The organism is Sedimenticola hydrogenitrophicus (genome assembly GCF_025175675.1).
GTDB classification, from domain to species: domain Bacteria; phylum Pseudomonadota; class Gammaproteobacteria; order Chromatiales; family Chromatiaceae; genus Sedimenticola; species Sedimenticola hydrogenitrophicus.
In genome coordinates, this window is the sequence record NZ_JANIOA010000017.1 from 44,776 (window position 1) to 61,099 (window position 16,324).

At 53.0% G+C, this 16,324-nt stretch carries 17 protein-coding genes; 16 read left to right on the forward strand and 1 reads right to left on the reverse strand.

What is annotated here, in order from left to right; genetic code table 11:
- The first annotated feature begins 135 nt into the window (after positions 1-135).
- Together NPX02_RS11015 and NPX02_RS11020 are read left to right on the forward strand one after the other, a co-directional pair.
- On the forward strand, positions 136-429 hold the full coding sequence (locus NPX02_RS11015; RefSeq protein WP_260293618.1) for a nucleotidyltransferase domain-containing protein: 294 nt from the start codon (positions 136-138) through the stop codon (positions 427-429).
- Positions 426-929: a hypothetical protein gene (locus NPX02_RS11020; RefSeq protein ID WP_260293619.1), complete on the forward strand. Its 504-nt coding sequence runs from the start codon at positions 426-428 to the stop codon at positions 927-929. The genes NPX02_RS11015 and NPX02_RS11020 overlap by 4 nt, the downstream gene beginning before the upstream one ends.
- Positions 930-1,087: 158 nt before the next feature.
- Here NPX02_RS11020 and rfaH read toward each other — a convergent pair whose 3' ends face one another.
- Positions 1,088-1,582, reverse strand: a complete 495-nt coding sequence (rfaH, locus tag NPX02_RS11025) for a transcription/translation regulatory transformer protein RfaH (RefSeq protein ID WP_260293620.1) — start codon at positions 1,580-1,582, stop codon at positions 1,088-1,090.
- A 237-nt stretch (positions 1,583-1,819) separates the two neighbouring features.
- Between rfaH and NPX02_RS11030 the strand changes: the two genes are divergently transcribed.
- The 14 genes from NPX02_RS11030 (at position 1,820) to NPX02_RS11095 (ending at position 16,315) form a co-directional block, all read left to right on the forward strand.
- On the forward strand, positions 1,820-2,269 hold the full coding sequence (locus NPX02_RS11030; RefSeq protein ID WP_335342552.1) for a MarR family EPS-associated transcriptional regulator: 450 nt from the start codon (positions 1,820-1,822) through the stop codon (positions 2,267-2,269).
- Positions 2,270-2,449: 180 nt separating this feature from the next.
- A complete protein-coding gene (locus NPX02_RS11035) occupies positions 2,450-3,499 on the forward strand; it encodes a Gfo/Idh/MocA family protein (RefSeq protein WP_260293621.1) in 1,050 nt (349 codons plus the stop codon).
- A 1-nt stretch (position 3,500) separates the two neighbouring features.
- Positions 3,501-4,082 (forward strand): acyltransferase, encoded by a 582-nt coding sequence (locus tag NPX02_RS11040; protein ID WP_260293622.1) that lies wholly within the window; start codon positions 3,501-3,503, stop codon positions 4,080-4,082.
- Positions 4,079-5,185 carry a DegT/DnrJ/EryC1/StrS family aminotransferase gene (locus tag NPX02_RS11045; RefSeq protein ID WP_305792837.1) on the forward strand — a complete coding sequence of 369 codons (1,107 nt, stop codon included), beginning with the start codon at positions 4,079-4,081 and terminating at the stop codon, positions 5,183-5,185. Before NPX02_RS11040 ends, NPX02_RS11045 begins: the two co-directional genes overlap by 4 nt.
- Before the next feature lie 4 nt (positions 5,186-5,189).
- Positions 5,190-6,281 (forward strand): non-hydrolyzing UDP-N-acetylglucosamine 2-epimerase, encoded by a 1,092-nt coding sequence (gene wecB, locus NPX02_RS11050; protein WP_260293623.1) that lies wholly within the window; start codon positions 5,190-5,192, stop codon positions 6,279-6,281.
- Between the two features lie 27 nt (positions 6,282-6,308).
- Positions 6,309-7,247 carry an NAD-dependent epimerase/dehydratase family protein gene (locus tag NPX02_RS11055; RefSeq protein ID WP_260293624.1) on the forward strand — a complete coding sequence of 313 codons (939 nt, stop codon included), beginning with the start codon at positions 6,309-6,311 and terminating at the stop codon, positions 7,245-7,247.
- Positions 7,248-7,261: 14 nt separating this feature from the next.
- Positions 7,262-8,194, forward strand: a complete 933-nt coding sequence (locus NPX02_RS11060) for an NAD-dependent epimerase/dehydratase family protein (protein WP_260293625.1) — start codon at positions 7,262-7,264, stop codon at positions 8,192-8,194.
- A gap of 6 nt (positions 8,195-8,200) precedes the next feature.
- Positions 8,201-9,259, forward strand: coding sequence for an NAD-dependent epimerase/dehydratase family protein (locus NPX02_RS11065; protein ID WP_260293626.1), 1,059 nt, complete (start codon positions 8,201-8,203; stop codon positions 9,257-9,259).
- Positions 9,260-9,264: 5 nt separating this feature from the next.
- Positions 9,265-10,479 (forward strand): L-2-hydroxyglutarate oxidase, encoded by a 1,215-nt coding sequence (gene lhgO / locus NPX02_RS11070; RefSeq protein ID WP_260293665.1) that lies wholly within the window; start codon positions 9,265-9,267, stop codon positions 10,477-10,479.
- Entirely contained in the window at positions 10,480-11,481 is a 1,002-nt protein-coding gene (locus NPX02_RS11075; protein WP_260293628.1) for an NAD-dependent epimerase/dehydratase family protein, read from the forward strand. It abuts the gene before it with no gap.
- Complete coding sequence (locus NPX02_RS11080) at positions 11,478-12,662, forward strand: DegT/DnrJ/EryC1/StrS family aminotransferase (protein WP_260293629.1); 1,185 nt, start codon at positions 11,478-11,480, stop codon at positions 12,660-12,662. The genes NPX02_RS11075 and NPX02_RS11080 overlap by 4 nt, the downstream gene beginning before the upstream one ends.
- Positions 12,662-14,539: an asparagine synthase (glutamine-hydrolyzing) gene (gene asnB, locus NPX02_RS11085; RefSeq protein WP_260293631.1), complete on the forward strand. Its 1,878-nt coding sequence runs from the start codon at positions 12,662-12,664 to the stop codon at positions 14,537-14,539. The genes NPX02_RS11080 and asnB overlap by 1 nt, the downstream gene beginning before the upstream one ends.
- Positions 14,540-14,561: 22 nt before the next feature.
- Positions 14,562-15,254: a metallophosphoesterase family protein gene (locus NPX02_RS11090; RefSeq protein WP_260293632.1), complete on the forward strand. Its 693-nt coding sequence runs from the start codon at positions 14,562-14,564 to the stop codon at positions 15,252-15,254.
- Positions 15,251-16,315 carry an ATP-grasp domain-containing protein gene (locus NPX02_RS11095; protein WP_260293633.1) on the forward strand — a complete coding sequence of 355 codons (1,065 nt, stop codon included), beginning with the start codon at positions 15,251-15,253 and terminating at the stop codon, positions 16,313-16,315. Before NPX02_RS11090 ends, NPX02_RS11095 begins: the two co-directional genes overlap by 4 nt.
- The last annotated feature ends 9 nt before the right edge of the window (positions 16,316-16,324 follow it).

Below are 16,324 nucleotides of genomic sequence, written 5' to 3' on the forward strand. Positions count from 1 at the left end.
GGAATCCATTGCATGCCATCCAGGGTCTCCGAACTTCGTTTTTTAAACGAATCCCCGCAAAGCTTCCATTAGCCTACTATCCGCGGGTAGGATATCGCTGAGGATTGCAAAACACTCATGCATGAGGTAATCACCATGAGACTGACTTCGCACCAGTCCAAGCTCATTTGTCACGCGGCACGGGAAGCCTTCGGCGAAGGTACGAAGGTTACCCTATTCGGCTCACGCGTAAATGATGAGAAGCGGGGGGGTGATATCGATCTGCTCGTCTTGCCGGCCAAAAATGATGGCTTGATTGCCCGCAAGATACATATGCTCACACTACTTGAACAGGGTCTGGGAGAACGCAAGGTCGATATCGTCATCGAACATGCGGACGATACACGCCCGATTGTCCGGATTGCACGGCAAACTGGAGTTGCGCTATGACAAACAGCCCAGAACTCCTGTCCCTTCGCAATGCCCTCATTACCTGCCTGGGACACGGGCAAGCCTTAAAGGAAGCGCTAAATGACTTGGCTAAACGTGATTTTGGGACAGACGATCTGGATTTGGAGCGCCTGACGAAAGATGACCGACGCCTGCTTGACCAGTTTGCCTACCGCTACACACGATTACAAGATGACATGGGTTCGCGGCTTATCCCGGCAACTTTGCGAATGCTGGAAGAAGAGATAGCCAGTATGGCGATGCTTGATCGCCTCAACAGACTGGAACAGCTGGGTTGGCTGCCTTCCGCGGAAGAGTGGATCAGACTGCGAGCGATACGCAATGAGTTCACACACGACTACCCAGAAGATGTTGCAGAACGATACGAGCGGCTTGAACTCGCCATCATATCGGCTAAAAGATTGCGTGAACTCATTGCGGGCTTTGAACGGAAAGTGAAAGAGCGCTGGCCCGGGGGTCAAATGCCAGGGTTTTTGTAGGCGCGTCTCCGGTGCGAAAGCATTCCGCGGCAAAGCGACGCACAAGGAAGTGCTAATGCTGCAGGATGCCGGGAGCGGCCACCCCTACATGGTGTGGGTAGCCACCCACGCGGGGATCCCGACCTGTATGTAGGAGCGCCTCTGGCGCGAAACAGAAACTACAGCCTGGAGATACTTTCCGCAGGTACTTCGATCCGGTTCTGGTGGCCGATGAGGTTGAGCAGGATAATCACCCGGTTCTCAGCCCGCTTTTCGCAGAAAATTGCCTCATAATCGGAAAGGGGCCCGCTCACAAGTCGAATCCGCTCTCCATTGCGAAAGGCCTGTGTCGGCAGCAGGTGGAGTCCGTCGGCGTTCTCTCTTTTTTGAATAGAATCAATCAGTTGATCAGATATTTTGGCTGGATTCATACCGACACGCACCAATGAGCTTACGCCGCGGGTCGATCTGATGGGGGTCCAGTCGTCCAGACCGGCGGTCAGGCGGATAAACAGATAGCGGGGAAAGAGGGGGACGACGGGGTTCTGGGAGTGATTCGGCCGCCCAATTAGGGGAAGATAAGTCCTATATCCCTGCCTTTCCAGTTGTTCACACGCTACCCGCTCCTGGCGCGGTTTGGTGTGGATCAGGTGCCAAGCGGCTTGATTGTCCATTCGGATTCCCTTTCTGAAACAACGGTAATTCCCAAGGTCGATATAGTGGACATAATCCACCAAATTATCAACCAGCCAGATAACAAAATGAGAAGGGGTGGTATTTTGTCGTCAATTCCACCCAGGTTAAAGGGCGGTGTGGTTTGGCTGGCGCCTATCTTAGCGGTGACTGAAGTGTGATTAAAATGCCAATTTCGGGTTCCCTATTCTCTGCTAAATCGTTTATGATGTTCATGTTTGAACAGAATTCAAGTCTTGCTAGCGGCTCAACAGAGCAAGTGCCCCGGGTTGTGTGTTTCGCACAATTCGGCGGTAGCCTGCCTGAATAAAAAATACCAACACCTTGTAAACATGACGCGTCGCCCCACCACGGTACAAGAGGATACGCGATTTCGCGTACTCAGACTCCTGGAGGCGCATCCAGACCTGACCCAGCGTGAGATCGCTGAAAGGCTGGGTGTCAGCCTGGGGGGCGTGAACTACTGCGTGCGGGCGCTGGTGGATAAGGGGTTGGTGAAAATACAAAACTTCCAGAACAGCAATAACAAGTTGGGGTATGCCTATCTGCTGACGCCGACGGGTATAGCGGAAAAGACAGCGCTTACGGCGAAGTTTCTGAAACGCAAGTTGGTGGAGTACGAATCGCTTAAGGCTGAAATAGATTCACTTGAACGAGAAATGCAATAGATGTGGGGTGATGGTGTTCTACGCGATTCCCGCTAGCGATCGCACCCCCCCTTCACCTGTCCGACATCCCTGGGCCAGGTGCAGAATAATGGATATCAAGAAGTCCCCGGCAGGGTGGGGGAGAATTTATAGATCACTCTGCGCGATCAGCCAGAACTCAACCAACATAGGACGCCAGTGATGTTTCCGAGTATTACCGATCGAAAAATACGAATTGCCATCGTAGGTTGTGGCCGTATCTCAAAGAATCACTTTGGTGCAATAGAAAAACACGCAGAGAGCATCGAGTTGGTGGCTGTTTGCGATATCGATGCCAAAGTGCTTGAGAGGCATGCTGAGCAATACCAAGTGCCAGGCTATCAGTACTTTGAAGAGATGCTGAAGGCGGAGCAGCTGGATCTGGTGGTTCTCTGTACGCCCAGCGGTATACATCCGGACCAGGCCGTGTTGGCGGCGAAGTACAAGGTCCACGTCATGACTGAGAAGCCGATGGCAACCCGCTGGCAGGATGGTGTGCGTATGGTTCGGGCATGTGATGAAGCCAATGTCCGCCTGTTCGTGGTGAAACAGAACAGGCGCAACACTACTTTGCAGCTGCTCAAGCGGGCCATTGGCGAGAAGCGGTTTGGCAAGATCCATATGGTTCACCTGAACGTATTCTGGACCCGTCCCCAGGAATACTACGACCAAGCAAAATGGCGCGGAACCTGGGAGTTTGATGGTGGTGCGTTCATGAACCAGGCGAGCCACTACGTGGACCTGCTGGACTGGCTGATCGGGCCGGTCGACAAGGTTCAGGCGATGATGAGCACGACGCGAGATATTGAGGTGGAAGATACCGGTGTTTTGAACCTCCGTTGGCGCAGTGGTGCATTGGGGTCAATGAGTGTGACCATGCTCACCTACCCGAAGAACATGGAAGGCAGTATCACCATTCTTGGTGAAAAAGGCACTGTGCGAGTGGGTGGTGTTGCAGTCAATGACATTCAGCATTGGGAATTTGATGAGCCACGGGATTACGACGAGCATATACAAACGGCAAACTATGAAACGACATCTGTCTATGGTTTCGGACATCCGGTTTACTACAAGAACGTCATCGAAGTGATGCGCGGTGAAACGGACCCTGAAACCGACGGCCGCGAAGGACTGAAATCACTTGAGCTGCTGATCGCTGCCTATCTCTCTGCGCGTGATGGCAATACAGTCTCGCTTCCCCTGGAATATTGATATGAATTATTCAGTCCATCAAAGTGCGATTGTGGATGTTGGTGCCAGTATAGGAGAGGGCTCCCGTATCTGGCACTTCGTACATGTCTGTGCGGGTGCGCAGATCGGTAAGAACTGCTCACTTGGGCAAAATGTATTTGTAGGTAACAAGGTCGTCATAGGCGACAACTGCAAGATCCAGAATAACGTCTCTGTCTACGACAATGTCACGTTGGAGGAAGGTGTATTCTGCGGCCCGAGCATGGTGTTCACCAATGTCTACAACCCGCGATCGCTGATTGAACGCAAAAATGAATACCGGGATACACTGGTGAAGAAGGGTGCCACCCTGGGCGCCAACTGCACCATCATTTGTGGAGTGACAGTTGGAGCCTTCGCATTCATCGGTGCTGGAGCGGTGGTCAATAAGAGTGTACACGATTATGCGCTGATGGTCGGCGTGCCCGCCAAACAGGTCGGCTGGATGAGCGAATATGGTGAGCAGATCCCATTACCGATGGAGGGCGATGGGACGTACACCTGTCCACATAGCAAGCAGGTATATGTGTTGAATGGAACGAATCTGGAGCAAGTGAACAAATGACTATTCCGTTTATAGATCTTAAAAGTCAGTATCAGGCGCTCAAGCCCCAGATCCAGGAGCGTATCAACCGGGTTCTCGATCATGGTCAGTATATAATGGGCCCGGAGGTTGGCGAGCTGGAGGAAAGGCTGGCTGATTATGTTGGCGTAAAGCATTGCATTGCTGTCGCCTCCGGAACCGAGGCACTGCTGATCTCGCTCATGGCGTTGGGTATCCGCCCGGGCGACGAAATTATTACCACGCCCTTTACCTTCGTTGCCACCGCGGAAGTCATTGCACTGCTGGGCGCCAAGCCGGTATTCGTTGATATCCAGCCGGACACTTATAACATCGATCCGGCCCTGATCGAGGCGGCGATCTCTCCGCGCACCCGCGCCATCATGCCGGTGTCCCTCTATGGCCAGCCAGCGGACATGGACGAGATCAATGCTATCGCCCTAAAACATAATTTGCCCGTGATAGAGGATGCGGCACAGAGCTTTGGGGCCAAATACAAGAAGCGCAAGAGCTGCAACCTCTCCACCATCGGCTGTACCAGTTTCTTCCCAAGCAAGCCGCTTGGCTGCTATGGTGATGGGGGGGCAATCTTTACCAGCGATGACACATTGGCGAAATTCTGTCGCGAGATTCGCGTCCATGGTCAGGAAAAGCGCTACCACCACACACGTATTGGCGTCGGTGGTCGCATGGACACTCTGCAATGTGCCGTCGTCCTTGCCAAGCTTGATCGCTTCGACTGGGAAGTAGAGCGTAGAAGCCAATTGGCTGCCCGCTACAGCGAACTGATAACTGCCAACTGCCAACTGCCCACGATAAAGTCAGACCGTACGAGCGTTTATGCCCAGTACACCATCGGTGTTGACAACCGCGATGTCGTCGCCAAGCAACTTAATGAACAGGGTATCCCGACTGCAGTGCATTATCCTGTGCCACTTAACCACCAGCCTGCCTACGCATCTACTTGTGGTGGTGGCGCTACTCCAGTATCCGAACTTGTCGCCGGGCGAGTGGTTAGCTTGCCGATGGGGCCGGATCTATCCGAACCCGATCAGGATCGAATCGTTGCCGCGCTGTTGCAATCCGTACAACTGAGCGCCTCCTGAATCCATGAAAATCGTTACGATCATTGGAGCACGACCGCAATTCATCAAGGCTGCAACGGTTTCAAGGGTTATTCGGGATCGCTATGCAGACAAGATCGACGAAGTGCTTGTGCATACCGGCCAGCACTACGACGACAACATGTCAAAAGTCTTCTTCGATGAACTCAATATTCCTCGCCCATGCTACAACCTGGAGATATCCGGTGGTAATCACGGTGTCATGACAGGCCGCATGCTCGAGTCCGTCGAAAGCGTCCTCCTGCAAGAAAAGCCCGATTGGGTGCTCATTTACGGGGATACAAATTCCACCCTGGCCGGCGCTCTTGCCGCCGCCAAACTGCATATTCCCGTGGCTCATGTTGAGGCTGGGCTGCGTTCATTTAACATGCGGATGCCGGAAGAAATTAACCGCATCCTCGCCGATCGGGTGTCCACTAAACTCTTCTGCCCGACGGAGGCAGCAGTCGTCAATCTCCAGGCCGAAGGGTTGACAAGAGGTGTTCATAACAGTGGTGACGTGATGTATGATGCGGCCCTTTTTTATCGCGAGAAAGCCAAATCGCAAAGCACAAGCCTCGAAGAATACGGTCTCACGAAAAGCGAGTTTGCCTTGGCAACCTGTCATCGAGCGGAAAATACAGATGATCCTGAAAGATTGGGCAGGATCGTCAATGCCTTTGGCAGTATTGCTAAGACGATCCCTGTGGTGCTGCCGCTGCATCCACGAACGCGCAAGCAGCTTGTTGATTATGGATTGACTGATATGCTGGGCAGCGTCAAGGTCACAGAGCCTTTGCCCTTTCTTGACATGGTTGCCCTTGAGCAGGCAGCCACGGTAATCCTCACCGATTCGGGTGGCGTGCAGAAAGAGGCATTTTTCTATGGTGTGCCGTGCATTACCCTGCGCGATGAAACGGAGTGGGTGGAAACGATCAGTACAGGAGCGAACCTGCTGGTCGGCTCCTCAACCTCCGCGATTCTTGCCGCATTTGATGATGTGGCGGGCAAGGCACGTCAGGTGATCAGGGAAACGCCCTATGGCGCGGGGGATGCAGCCGGAAAGATAGTCTCGTTGCTGGCTGAAAATAAATCTTAAAACATTTTACTTGGTGTAGGAGAAGGGATGAAAGCGTTCGTTACTGGTGGTTTAGGCCAAATCGGCTCCCATGTCGTGGAAATGCTTTTGGAGCGTGGGGATGAGGTAGTCGTTGTCGACAATTTAGCGACAGGCCGTATCGAGCATCTTGCGGAGCATCCTAAGCTCAAGGTGGTGATCGATTCTATCGCCAACAAGTCGCTGATGGAGGAACTGATCGGGGATTTCCGCCCAGATGCACTGGTTCATGCCGCCTGTTCTTACAAGGATCCGGATGATTGGTACAACGATACTCTAACCAACTGTGTCGGTGGATCCCTGATGGTTGATTTGGCCAAGAAGTGTGGTGTCAAGCGATTCGTCTACTACCAGACTGCTTTGTGCTATGGATTGAAGCCCCAGGAACAGCCCATCACGCTGAATCATCCGAGGAATCCGGCTGGTAGCAGTTATGCGATCTCCAAAACTGCAAACGAGTATTACATCGAACTGTCCGGTATTGAATACGTGACCTTCCGCCTCGCCAATGTTATTGGTCCGCGCAACGTGGCGGGTCCGCTGCCCATTTTCTATCAGCGACTGAAGGACGGTAAAAAGTGTTTCGTCACCAAGTCACGGCGTGATTTTGTCTTCGTTAAGGACCTGGCGGCTGTCACCGTCAAGGCATGTGATGGTATGGGGCACGGTGCCTATCACTTCTCGTCCGGTACGGATGTCGCCATTCAGGAACTATATAATGCCGTTGTCGAGGCAATGGATGTTCCCGGCCGACCGCAAGCCGATGTAAAGGATTTGGGGCCGGATGACGTGTTTTCCATATTGCTGGATCCCTCGCGCACCTTCCAGGATTTTGGGGATATTGAATTTACCCCTTTGCAGACAACAGTCACAGAAGCCATCAAATACTACCAGCAGCATGGTACTTTGGGTGAGTACACCCACTTGCGCTTGCAAGACGAAAAGTAAGCGAGGGAGAAGAGATGCGTATCCTGATTACCGGCGGTGCCGGCTGCTTGGGTTCAAACTTAATTGAACACTGGTTACCGCAAGGCCATGAAATCTTTGTTGTCGATAACTTCGCCACTGGCAAACGGGAGGTCGTGCCCGAAGTGCCTGGTCTCACCGTGAGGGAGGGCTCGGTTGCCGATGAAGGTTTGGTGAATAACTGCTTCGATGCCTTTAAGCCAGAAGTTGTTGTGCATTCGGCAGCAGCTTATAAGGACCCAGATGACTGGGTCGAGGACAGCCGCACCAATGTCATGGGCAGTATCAATGTGGCCCGTGCGGCAAAGGCCAACGGGGTAAAGCGGCTTATCAATTTCCAGACGGCCCTATGCTACGGCCGCCCACATCAGTTACCAATTCCTACCGACCACCCGACTGCACCTTTCACCAGTTACGGCATCACCAAGACGGCAGGTGAGCAGTTTATGTTGCTGTCCGAAATACCGACTCTGACACTTCGTGTCGCTAACGTCACTGGTCCACGACTGGCGATTGGACCCATACCAACTTTCTACAAACGCCTGAAAGCTGGGCAGAGCTGCTTCTGTTCGGATACGTCACGCGACTTTCTCGATATGAGTGACTTCCTCGCCTTCATGGACCTCGCCATCAAAGCCGACGCACCCGTAGGTGTATTCAACATCGCCAGCGGCGAAGCGCATTCCATCAAGGAGATTTTCGATCTGGTCTCGGATTACCTTAGCCTAGGCCGCCTCGATGTGCCCATTGTCCCGCCTTCCGCAGATGATGTGCCGGTCGTTTCGTTGGACCCATCGGAAACGCTGCGATCCTTTGGCTGGCAGGCCCAGGTGAGTTTTGCCGATACCATCCGGCGTCAATTACAGTGGTATGACCAGTTTGGGATTACCGACGTTTATTCACACCTCAAGGCTCCGGCCCCAAAGTGAGACCCTATGAACAATAATGGATTTACAAATTCGCGAGTGCTGGTTGTTGGCGGCGCCGGCTTTGTGGGTAGCAACCTGGTTCATCAACTCCTGGAACAAAACCCTCAAGAAATCATCATTGTCGACAACCTGATCTCCTCGGACGTGGCCAACATTCCGGCGGATCCGCGTGTTCGTTTCGTATTTGGCTCTATCACCGATGAAAAGATTTTGGCCGCCCTGCCGGAAGACTTGGAGTATGCCTTTCATCTGGCCTGCTATCATGGGAACCAGTCCTCGATTGCTGACCCTTTTGCCGACCACGAGAACAATACCCTGACTTCGCTCAAGTTGTTCGATAGGTTGAAGGACATCAAGTCACTGAAAAAGGTAGTCTATGCCGCTGCTGCCTGCGCCGTGGCTGAAAAGACCTACGGTTCCCCGACGGCGACCACCGAAGACCAGGCTGTTACCCTCTACCACGACAGCCCCTACTCGATATCCAAGATCATTGGCGAGCTGTATGGTAACTATTACTTCCAGAGTCACCAGTTACCCATTGTCAAGGCACGCTTTTCAAACGTATATGGGCCGCGGGAAATCCTCGGCGCCGGTCAGTGGCGCGGTACGGTGCACACGGTATGGCGCAACGTCACCCCTACTTTCGTTTGGCGTTCTATAAATGCCGAGGCGCTACCATTGGATAATGGCGGCAACACGAGCCGTGACTTTATTTACGTCGAGGATATGGCTCGCGGCCTGATGGCTTGTGCCCAAAAAGGAGAGGCTGGAGGAGTTTATAACCTGGCCACCGGAAAGGAGACTACGATTCTGGAGCTGGCTAACCTCATCAACGAATTTACCGGTAATAAAACGCCGGTTGACTTGAAACCCGCTCGCGATTGGGATCGGTCAGGAAAGCGTTTTGCTTCGACAGAAAAGGCGAAGCAGGAGCTGGACTTTACTACTCAGGTCGATATTCGTGAAGGTATTCGCCGCACGGTTGAGTGGACGAAGGCAAATGGTGACCTCATCAGGCGGTCTATTGCCAAGCACGACAAAATGATGTCCCAGACTCTTGCTTGATCTTCGTGCCGACAGCAGACTATGTCATTTTCGGTGCGGGTGTAGTCGGATTGACCATCGCCCGCGAGCTTAAACGCCGTAATCCATCAGGCAAGGTTTTGGTGATTGAAAAAGAGTCAATGCCGGGGTTGCATTCAAGTGGGCGCAACAGCGGCGTATTGCACAGCGGAATTTACTACCCCCGAGACTCTCTCAAGGCGAAGCTGTGCCGACAAGGTGCTATAGAAATGGCACAGTATCACAAGGACAGCCAACTGCGGTTAGATCGCAGAGGCAAGATCCTTATAGCCACATGTGAGGAGGATTCGCCACAACTGGATCTCCTGGCGCAACGGGCCAAACTTAACGGAGTAGAAGCAGAGTTTCTTGATGCCCAAGCCTTGAAGGAGCTTGAGCCGGAAGCGCGTTCTGCAACAGGCAAAGCCCTTTGGGTGCCATCGACAGCGGTCGGCAGTCCTGCTGAGGTAATGAAGACCTTGGTTGGAGAAGTAAAGTCAATGGGCGTCGAACTCCGTTGTAACGCCCTTCTAGCACAAGCTAAACCTGAACGGAAGATGGTCACATTCAAGAATGGCGAAACCGTCGGTTATGGGCATGCTATCAATGCCAGTGGACTGCATGCAGATCGCCTTGCTCATCTGTTTGGAGTAGGCAGGCGTTATACGTTGTTGCCTTTTAAGGGTATCTACTGGAAATTGGATCCAGATTCTGGGATTCGAATTCACCACCTGATTTACCCTGTGCCTGACCTGAGAGTGCCCTTTCTGGGTGTGCATACGACCACTACAACAGACGGTTCAACTTACTTCGGGCCCACGGCAGTGCCTGCCTTTGGCAGAGAAAACTATAACGGTTTAAGGGGTGTTTCGATCGGTGAGGCGGGCCGTATTTCACTCCTGTTGCTTCGCCAGTACGTGAGTGGCAGGGACGGTTTCAGGCGCCTCGCGGTGCAAGAGGGCCGACGATACTTCAAGTCATGGTTTGCTGACGCGGCGCAAGCGGTTGTCCCCCGCTTGCGACCGGAGCATCTGCAGCCAACGGAAAAAGTGGGCATTCGCGCTCAAATGCTGGATAAGCAAACAGGACGGCTGGTTACTGATTTTCTGGTTGAACGTGGCGAGTCATCCACGCATATCCTGAATGCCATATCACCGGCCTGGACAAGCGCATTCCCTTTTGCACGTTACATTTGTGATCACTTTATCGAAAGGACAAATTGAATGGATTTGAAAGGTAAAAAACTCGTTCTTGTCGGCGGCGCCGGTCTTATCGGTTCCCACACTGTCGATTATTTGGTAAAAGAAGATGTCAAAGAAATCCTGATCTATGACAATATGGTGCGCGGCAGCGTCGAAAACCTCCACGAGGCACTGAAAGATCCCAGGGTCAAGATCTACGACGTTGGCGGGGACATCATGCAGACTGACATCCTGCAATCCGCTCTCGAAGGCGCGGATGGCGTCTTCCACTTTGCGGCGCTTTGGCTGCTTCAATGCCATGAACACCCGCGCAGCGCCTTCGACGTCAATGTGCGCGGCACCTTCAACGTCATGGAGGCCTGCGTGGCCAAGGGCGTCAAGCGTCTGGTGTCTTCCTCCTCTGCTTCAGTATATGGCGACGCCGTACGCGAGCCGATGGACGAAGACCATCCGTTCAACAACAAGAATTTCTATGGTGCCACCAAGATCGCCGGTGAAGCCATGCTACGTGCATTCCACCACCGCTACGGTCTCGATTACGTTGGCCTGCGATACATGAATGTCTATGGTCCCCGGCAGGACTACCACGGTGCCTATATCGCCGTGATAATGAAAATGCTCGACGCCATCGACAAGGGGGAAGGGCCGACCATTATGGGCGAAGGCTCCGAAGCCTTTGACTTCGTGGCGGTGGAAGACTGTGGCCTTGCCAATGTTTGCGCCATGAAAGCCGACACTACTGACACCAACTACAACGTCGGCACGGGCAAGCGGACATCGCTCAAAGAGTTGGCGGAACTCCTACTGGAAATAACCGGTTGCGACAAGCCGATAAAGTATGCCCCGCGCAGCCAGGCCACCTTGGTGCGTAATCGCATCGGCTGCCCCAAGAAGGCGGCTGGGGAAATCGGTTTTACCGCTACATTGGATCTGCGCGAAGGTCTCAAACGACTCATTGAATGGCGTGCTGATCACAAGGCTGAGGTAGCGGCGCGCCGTGCCGCCGTTGGATTACCCGAATGAGCGGTTCGACCGAACAGAAGGTTCCTATCGCGAGAACCAGTCTCACCGAGGAGGAGGTTCAAAGTGTCCTCGAACCACTGCGTAGCGGGTGGCTTGTCCAGGGCCCCAAGGTTCGGGAATTCGAGGAAAAGTGGTCAGCGTTCACAGGGGCTCGTCACTCGATTGCGGTGACGTCTTGCACCACCGCATTGCATCTCTCGCTGGCAGCATTGGGCTTTGGCCCGGGCGACGAAGCTATTGTCCCTGCCTTCACCTGGATTGCAACAGCGAACGTGGTCGAGCATCTGGGCGGGAAAGTGATCTTTTGTGATATAAACTTGAATACCTTCAACCTCGACGTCCAGGACGCAGCACGCAAGGTTACGTCCCGCACCAAAGCCATTCTGCCTGTTCATCTGTTTGGCCTGTCAGCCGACATGAGTCCGGTTATGGAGCTGGCGCGTAAACATGGCCTGTGGGTAGTCGAGGATGCCGCTTGTGGTTTTGGCAGCACCTATCAGGTACAGCATGTCGGCACTTTTGGCGACGCCGGCTGTTTCAGTTTCCATCCGCGAAAGGCCATCACTACCGGCGAAGGTGGGATGGTCACGACGCAAAGCGATGCGCTGGCCGAAAAACTGCGGCGATTGCGGGATCATGGCGCGGCCATGACAGACTTGCAGCGCCATATGGGCGCGCGTCCCTACCTCCTGGCTGATCATCCGGATGCGGGTTACAACCAACGCATGACGGACCTGCAGGCTGCGCTGGGTTCGGCGCAAATGGACCGGGCACAAGCGATCATCGATGAGCGCCGGCGACTGGCTGGCATCTACGACCAAGCATTCACCAAGCTGCCCTGGCTCAGGACTCCGGCCCATCCTGCGGGATACGGTCACGGCTATCAGAGCTATCCCTGTCTTTTCCAGCCGGAGCCGATTGTCCCCCAGTCTGTCAAGCGTGTGAATGCCAAAAGGAACGAATGGATGGATCGCTTGCAGCAGGCGGGTATCTCCACGCGTCCCGCAACCCATGCAGTGCATATGCTGACCTACTATTGTAATAAGTACGGTCTCAAGCCCGAAGATTTCCCCATGGCATATGCCGCGAACGACTGTAGCATCTCCTTGCCCCTATTCAACGGGATGACAGAGAGGGAACAGGGGTACGTTATTGAAAATGTTATGAGCTATATCGGCTGATGTGCGGTATCGCAGGTATAGTTAATCTCGACGGCAAACCCGTCTCTCCCGTCATCATTAAGCGTATGGCGGATGCCATCGCGCACCGCGGGCCCGATGGCGAAGGGCAATGGGTCGATCGAAATATTGGTTTGGGGCATCGCCGATTGGCGATCATCGACCTAAGCGCCGCCGGACATCAACCGATGGTCTCTTCCGATCACCGGTATGTCATTACCTACAATGGCGAAATCTACAACTACCGGGAATTACGGACCGATTTGGAGGCTGAGGGCTTCAGGTTTCGCTCGCAAAGCGACACGGAAGTACTGCTCAATTCAATTGCCGCCTGGGGCGTAAAGGCTCTCGGCAAGTTGAACGGCATGTTTGCCTTTGCCCTGTGGGACAAGCAGGAGCAAAAGCTTCTCATGGGTCGCGACCGATACGGCATCAAGCCGCTTTACTTCGCAGCCACCGGCAATACGCTGGCTTTCGGTTCCGAACAAAAGGCGATATTGGCGCAACCGGGGTTTTCCCGGCATCTCGACAAGGAGGCCTTGCTTGAATACTTTACCTTTCAGAATATCTTCACAGACAAAACCCTTTTACAAGACATCAAACTGTTTCCCGCAGGGCACTATGGCACGCTCGATCTATCGAAACCAAAGCAGGGTCTGCAACTGACCCAGTATTGGGATTTCGACTTTTGTGAACCTTTTGGCGCTATCGACAAGCAGGCCTATCAGGAAGAACTGGACCGTCTGTTTCGACAGGCAGTGAATCGCCAACTGGTGACCGATGTCGAACTTGGCAGTTACCTGAGCGGCGGCATGGATTCCGGCTCAATCACCGCCATAGCAGCCCAGTCATACCCTTACATGAAGACCTTTACCTGCGGCTTCGATCTCACGTCAGCCTCGGGTCTCGAGTTGGGGTTCGACGAGCGCAGCAAGGCCGAATACATGTCATACTGCTTCAAGACCGAGCATTACGAAATGGTGTTGAAATCTGGCGATATGGAGCGTGTCTTGCCGAAATTAGCCTGGCACCTCGAGGAACCGCGCGTTGGTCAGAGCTATCCGAACTATTACGCTGCCCAGCTCGCCTCGAAGTTCGTGAAAGTGGTGCTTTCTGGAGCCGGCGGAGACGAGCTATTTGGTGGGTACCCTTGGCGCTACTATCGGGCAGTCGTCAATGACGATTTTGAGCACTATATCAGCAAGTATTACCAGTTCTGGCAACGATTGCTCCCCAACACCCAGATCCAACAGGTGTTCGCCAACATTTGGGACGAGGTAAAACACGTTTGGACACGGGATATCTTTCGCAATGTGTTCAAACATCACTCAGATCGTTTCTACACACCAGAAGACTACATCAATCACTCACTATATTTTGAAGCTAAAACTTTCCTGCATGGGCTATTGGTTGTTGAAGACAAGCTCAGCATGGCGCACGGACTGGAAAACCGTGTTCCGTTTCTGGACAACGATCTGGTCGACTTTGCGATGCGCTGCCCGGTTTCTTTGAAACTCAAAAACTTGGCCGAGGTACTTCGCATTAACGAGAACGACGCTGGACGTAAAGCTAATGAGTACTTTAGCAAGACTCACGACGGAAAACTGATCCTACGCCAAGTGATGGGCAGTTATTTGCCAAACGATGTTGTTGATCGCGTTAAGCAGGGCTTTAGCGCACCAGACGCAAGTTGGTTCAAGGGTGAGAGTTTGGACTATGTGAAGCGCCGATTACTCCGGCCAAATGCTGCGATCTACGAGTATCTTGATCGTGCAACCATTCAAAATCTTATCGACGATCACCTCACGGGCCGGACCAACCGTCGTCTGCTAATATGGTCTCTGCTCAATATGGAACAATGGCTTGAGCAATATCTATAGGCTGCAGGGGTAAACGGTACATATGATACTTGGAATATTCTCCGATGCCCATGGAAATGCTGGTGGCTTCTGCTGTGCGCGCGATTTGATGTATTCGAATGGCGCAAAGCAGCTTTACTATCTTGGTGATGCGGTTGGATATGTGCCTTTGCCAGATGTTGTTCGAGAACTACGGGCCACACCCGAGATACTGCCGCTTCGCGGTAACCATGAAAAAATGCTCCTGGCTGATAATGGCGCGGACACGGAGAAAGCAAAGGTCTACCGCTATGATATGCTACGTTCCAGACTCACAACAGACGACCTTAATTTCCTCGCTTCTCTGGCCTCGTTGAGGCGTGTTGAAATAGATGGGAAACGGCTGCTATTCGTTCACGGTAGTCCGAGCGAACCTACTACTGGCTACGTTTATCCCGATAGCTCTCTCAAGGATTTCGCAAATGTAGACGCCGACGTGATATTCATGGGGCATACACACCATCCTTTCGTTCGACGTGAGTACGGTCGATTGTTTGTTAACGTTGGTAGCTGTGGTCTGCCTCGTGACACCGACCCGAGAGGTTGCGCCGCCCTGTTCGATACCTCCAGTAATGAGGTGACGATGTTGCGTTATTCTCTTGCGGCATCGAGTGAGGTTCTTTTAAAAACTGTCGAAGTTGCTGCGCCGGTTGCCCGGCTTTTGCAGAGCTATGTGTCCTGCGAGGAAAGTTCATGACTTTAGAATTGAATAGGAAATATCCGGTCCTCGTTACCGGAATAGGCGGCGGTGGTCATGGTGAACAAATATTGAAAGCTCTACAGCTTGCTGGGCGCTACTTGATCATTGGTGCCGATGCTAATGATGAATGTGCCAATCGCCATGTGGTAGATCACTTTGCGGTGTTACCACGTGCGAATGACCCCAAGTATCTTGAGGAGGTTGTTGCTCTGGCCAAACGTTTTACCTGCCGTGCGATATTCCATGGCTCCGAGGCGGAGATGGTGGTCCTGTCGCAGCAGCGCGAAAAACTCGAGGCGTTGGGCTTGTATGTGCCAGTCAATCCTCCATCGGTGATGGAAATCTGCCAAGATAAGGCGGCGACGATGGCTTTCCTCTCTGCTCAAGGAGTTCGTGTGCCGTTGTTTCGTGAGGTCAGTGCCTTTACCGATCTCGAAGGCTTCGATCATTTTCCAGTGGTGATAAAACCTTCGCGCGGCGGTGGTGGTTCAGCCAATGTATTTATTGTTCAGAACCGTGCCGAGTTGGAACTATTTGCCAGTTACCTGCTTGGTATCTACGAAAGTTTTATTTTGCAGGAGTACGTGGGGACGCCGAATCAGGAATATACCGTTGGCGTCCTATTTGGTGCCGACGGGCGCATGCTTAATTCAATTGCTATTCGCCGCCTGGTCAATAATGCGCTGACAATACGAACCAGCATTCCGAACCGAAGCGGTCGTGCGGAACTAGGCTCGAATCTGATAATCTCTACAGGAATATCGCAAGGTTATGTCGGAGACTGGCCTGAAGTGCGTGCGCAGTGCGAGCGAATTGCTACAGCACTGCATCCCAGAGCGCCGATCAATATTCAGTGTCGCTTAGTAAACGATATCGTCATCCCATTTGAGATCAATCCGCGCTTTTCCGGCACAACATCGCTTCGGGCGATGGTTGGCTACAACGAGCCAGACTGTTTGTTCCGCCGCGACGTACTAGGAGAGCCAGTCGAGGTTAATTTTCCGTACCGCAGAGGGCTGATTCTACGCAGTCTGCATGAAAGCCTAGTGACACCGTAGTGAATGCAT

What these genes read in the sequence shown, in the direction of transcription:
- NPX02_RS11015 (WP_260293618.1), top strand. Translation starts at nt 136, where the DNA reads ATGAGACTGACTTCGCACCAGTCCAAGCTCATTTGTCACGCGGCACGG.
- NPX02_RS11020 (WP_260293619.1), top strand. Translation starts at nt 426, where the DNA reads ATGACAAACAGCCCAGAACTCCTGTCCCTTCGCAATGCCCTCATTACC.
- rfaH (WP_260293620.1), bottom strand. Translation starts at nt 1,582, where the DNA reads ATGGACAATCAAGCCGCTTGGCACCTGATCCACACCAAACCGCGCCAG.
- NPX02_RS11035 (WP_260293621.1), top strand. Translation starts at nt 2,450, where the DNA reads ATGTTTCCGAGTATTACCGATCGAAAAATACGAATTGCCATCGTAGGT.
- NPX02_RS11040 (WP_260293622.1), top strand. Translation starts at nt 3,501, where the DNA reads ATGAATTATTCAGTCCATCAAAGTGCGATTGTGGATGTTGGTGCCAGT.
- NPX02_RS11045 (WP_305792837.1), top strand. Translation starts at nt 4,079, where the DNA reads ATGACTATTCCGTTTATAGATCTTAAAAGTCAGTATCAGGCGCTCAAG.
- wecB (WP_260293623.1), top strand. Translation starts at nt 5,190, where the DNA reads ATGAAAATCGTTACGATCATTGGAGCACGACCGCAATTCATCAAGGCT.
- NPX02_RS11055 (WP_260293624.1), top strand. Translation starts at nt 6,309, where the DNA reads ATGAAAGCGTTCGTTACTGGTGGTTTAGGCCAAATCGGCTCCCATGTC.
- NPX02_RS11060 (WP_260293625.1), top strand. Translation starts at nt 7,262, where the DNA reads ATGCGTATCCTGATTACCGGCGGTGCCGGCTGCTTGGGTTCAAACTTA.
- NPX02_RS11065 (WP_260293626.1), top strand. Translation starts at nt 8,201, where the DNA reads ATGAACAATAATGGATTTACAAATTCGCGAGTGCTGGTTGTTGGCGGC.
- NPX02_RS11075 (WP_260293628.1), top strand. Translation starts at nt 10,480, where the DNA reads ATGGATTTGAAAGGTAAAAAACTCGTTCTTGTCGGCGGCGCCGGTCTT.
- NPX02_RS11080 (WP_260293629.1), top strand. Translation starts at nt 11,478, where the DNA reads ATGAGCGGTTCGACCGAACAGAAGGTTCCTATCGCGAGAACCAGTCTC.
- asnB (WP_260293631.1), top strand. Translation starts at nt 12,662, where the DNA reads ATGTGCGGTATCGCAGGTATAGTTAATCTCGACGGCAAACCCGTCTCT.
- NPX02_RS11090 (WP_260293632.1), top strand. Translation starts at nt 14,562, where the DNA reads ATGATACTTGGAATATTCTCCGATGCCCATGGAAATGCTGGTGGCTTC.
- NPX02_RS11095 (WP_260293633.1), top strand. Translation starts at nt 15,251, where the DNA reads ATGACTTTAGAATTGAATAGGAAATATCCGGTCCTCGTTACCGGAATA.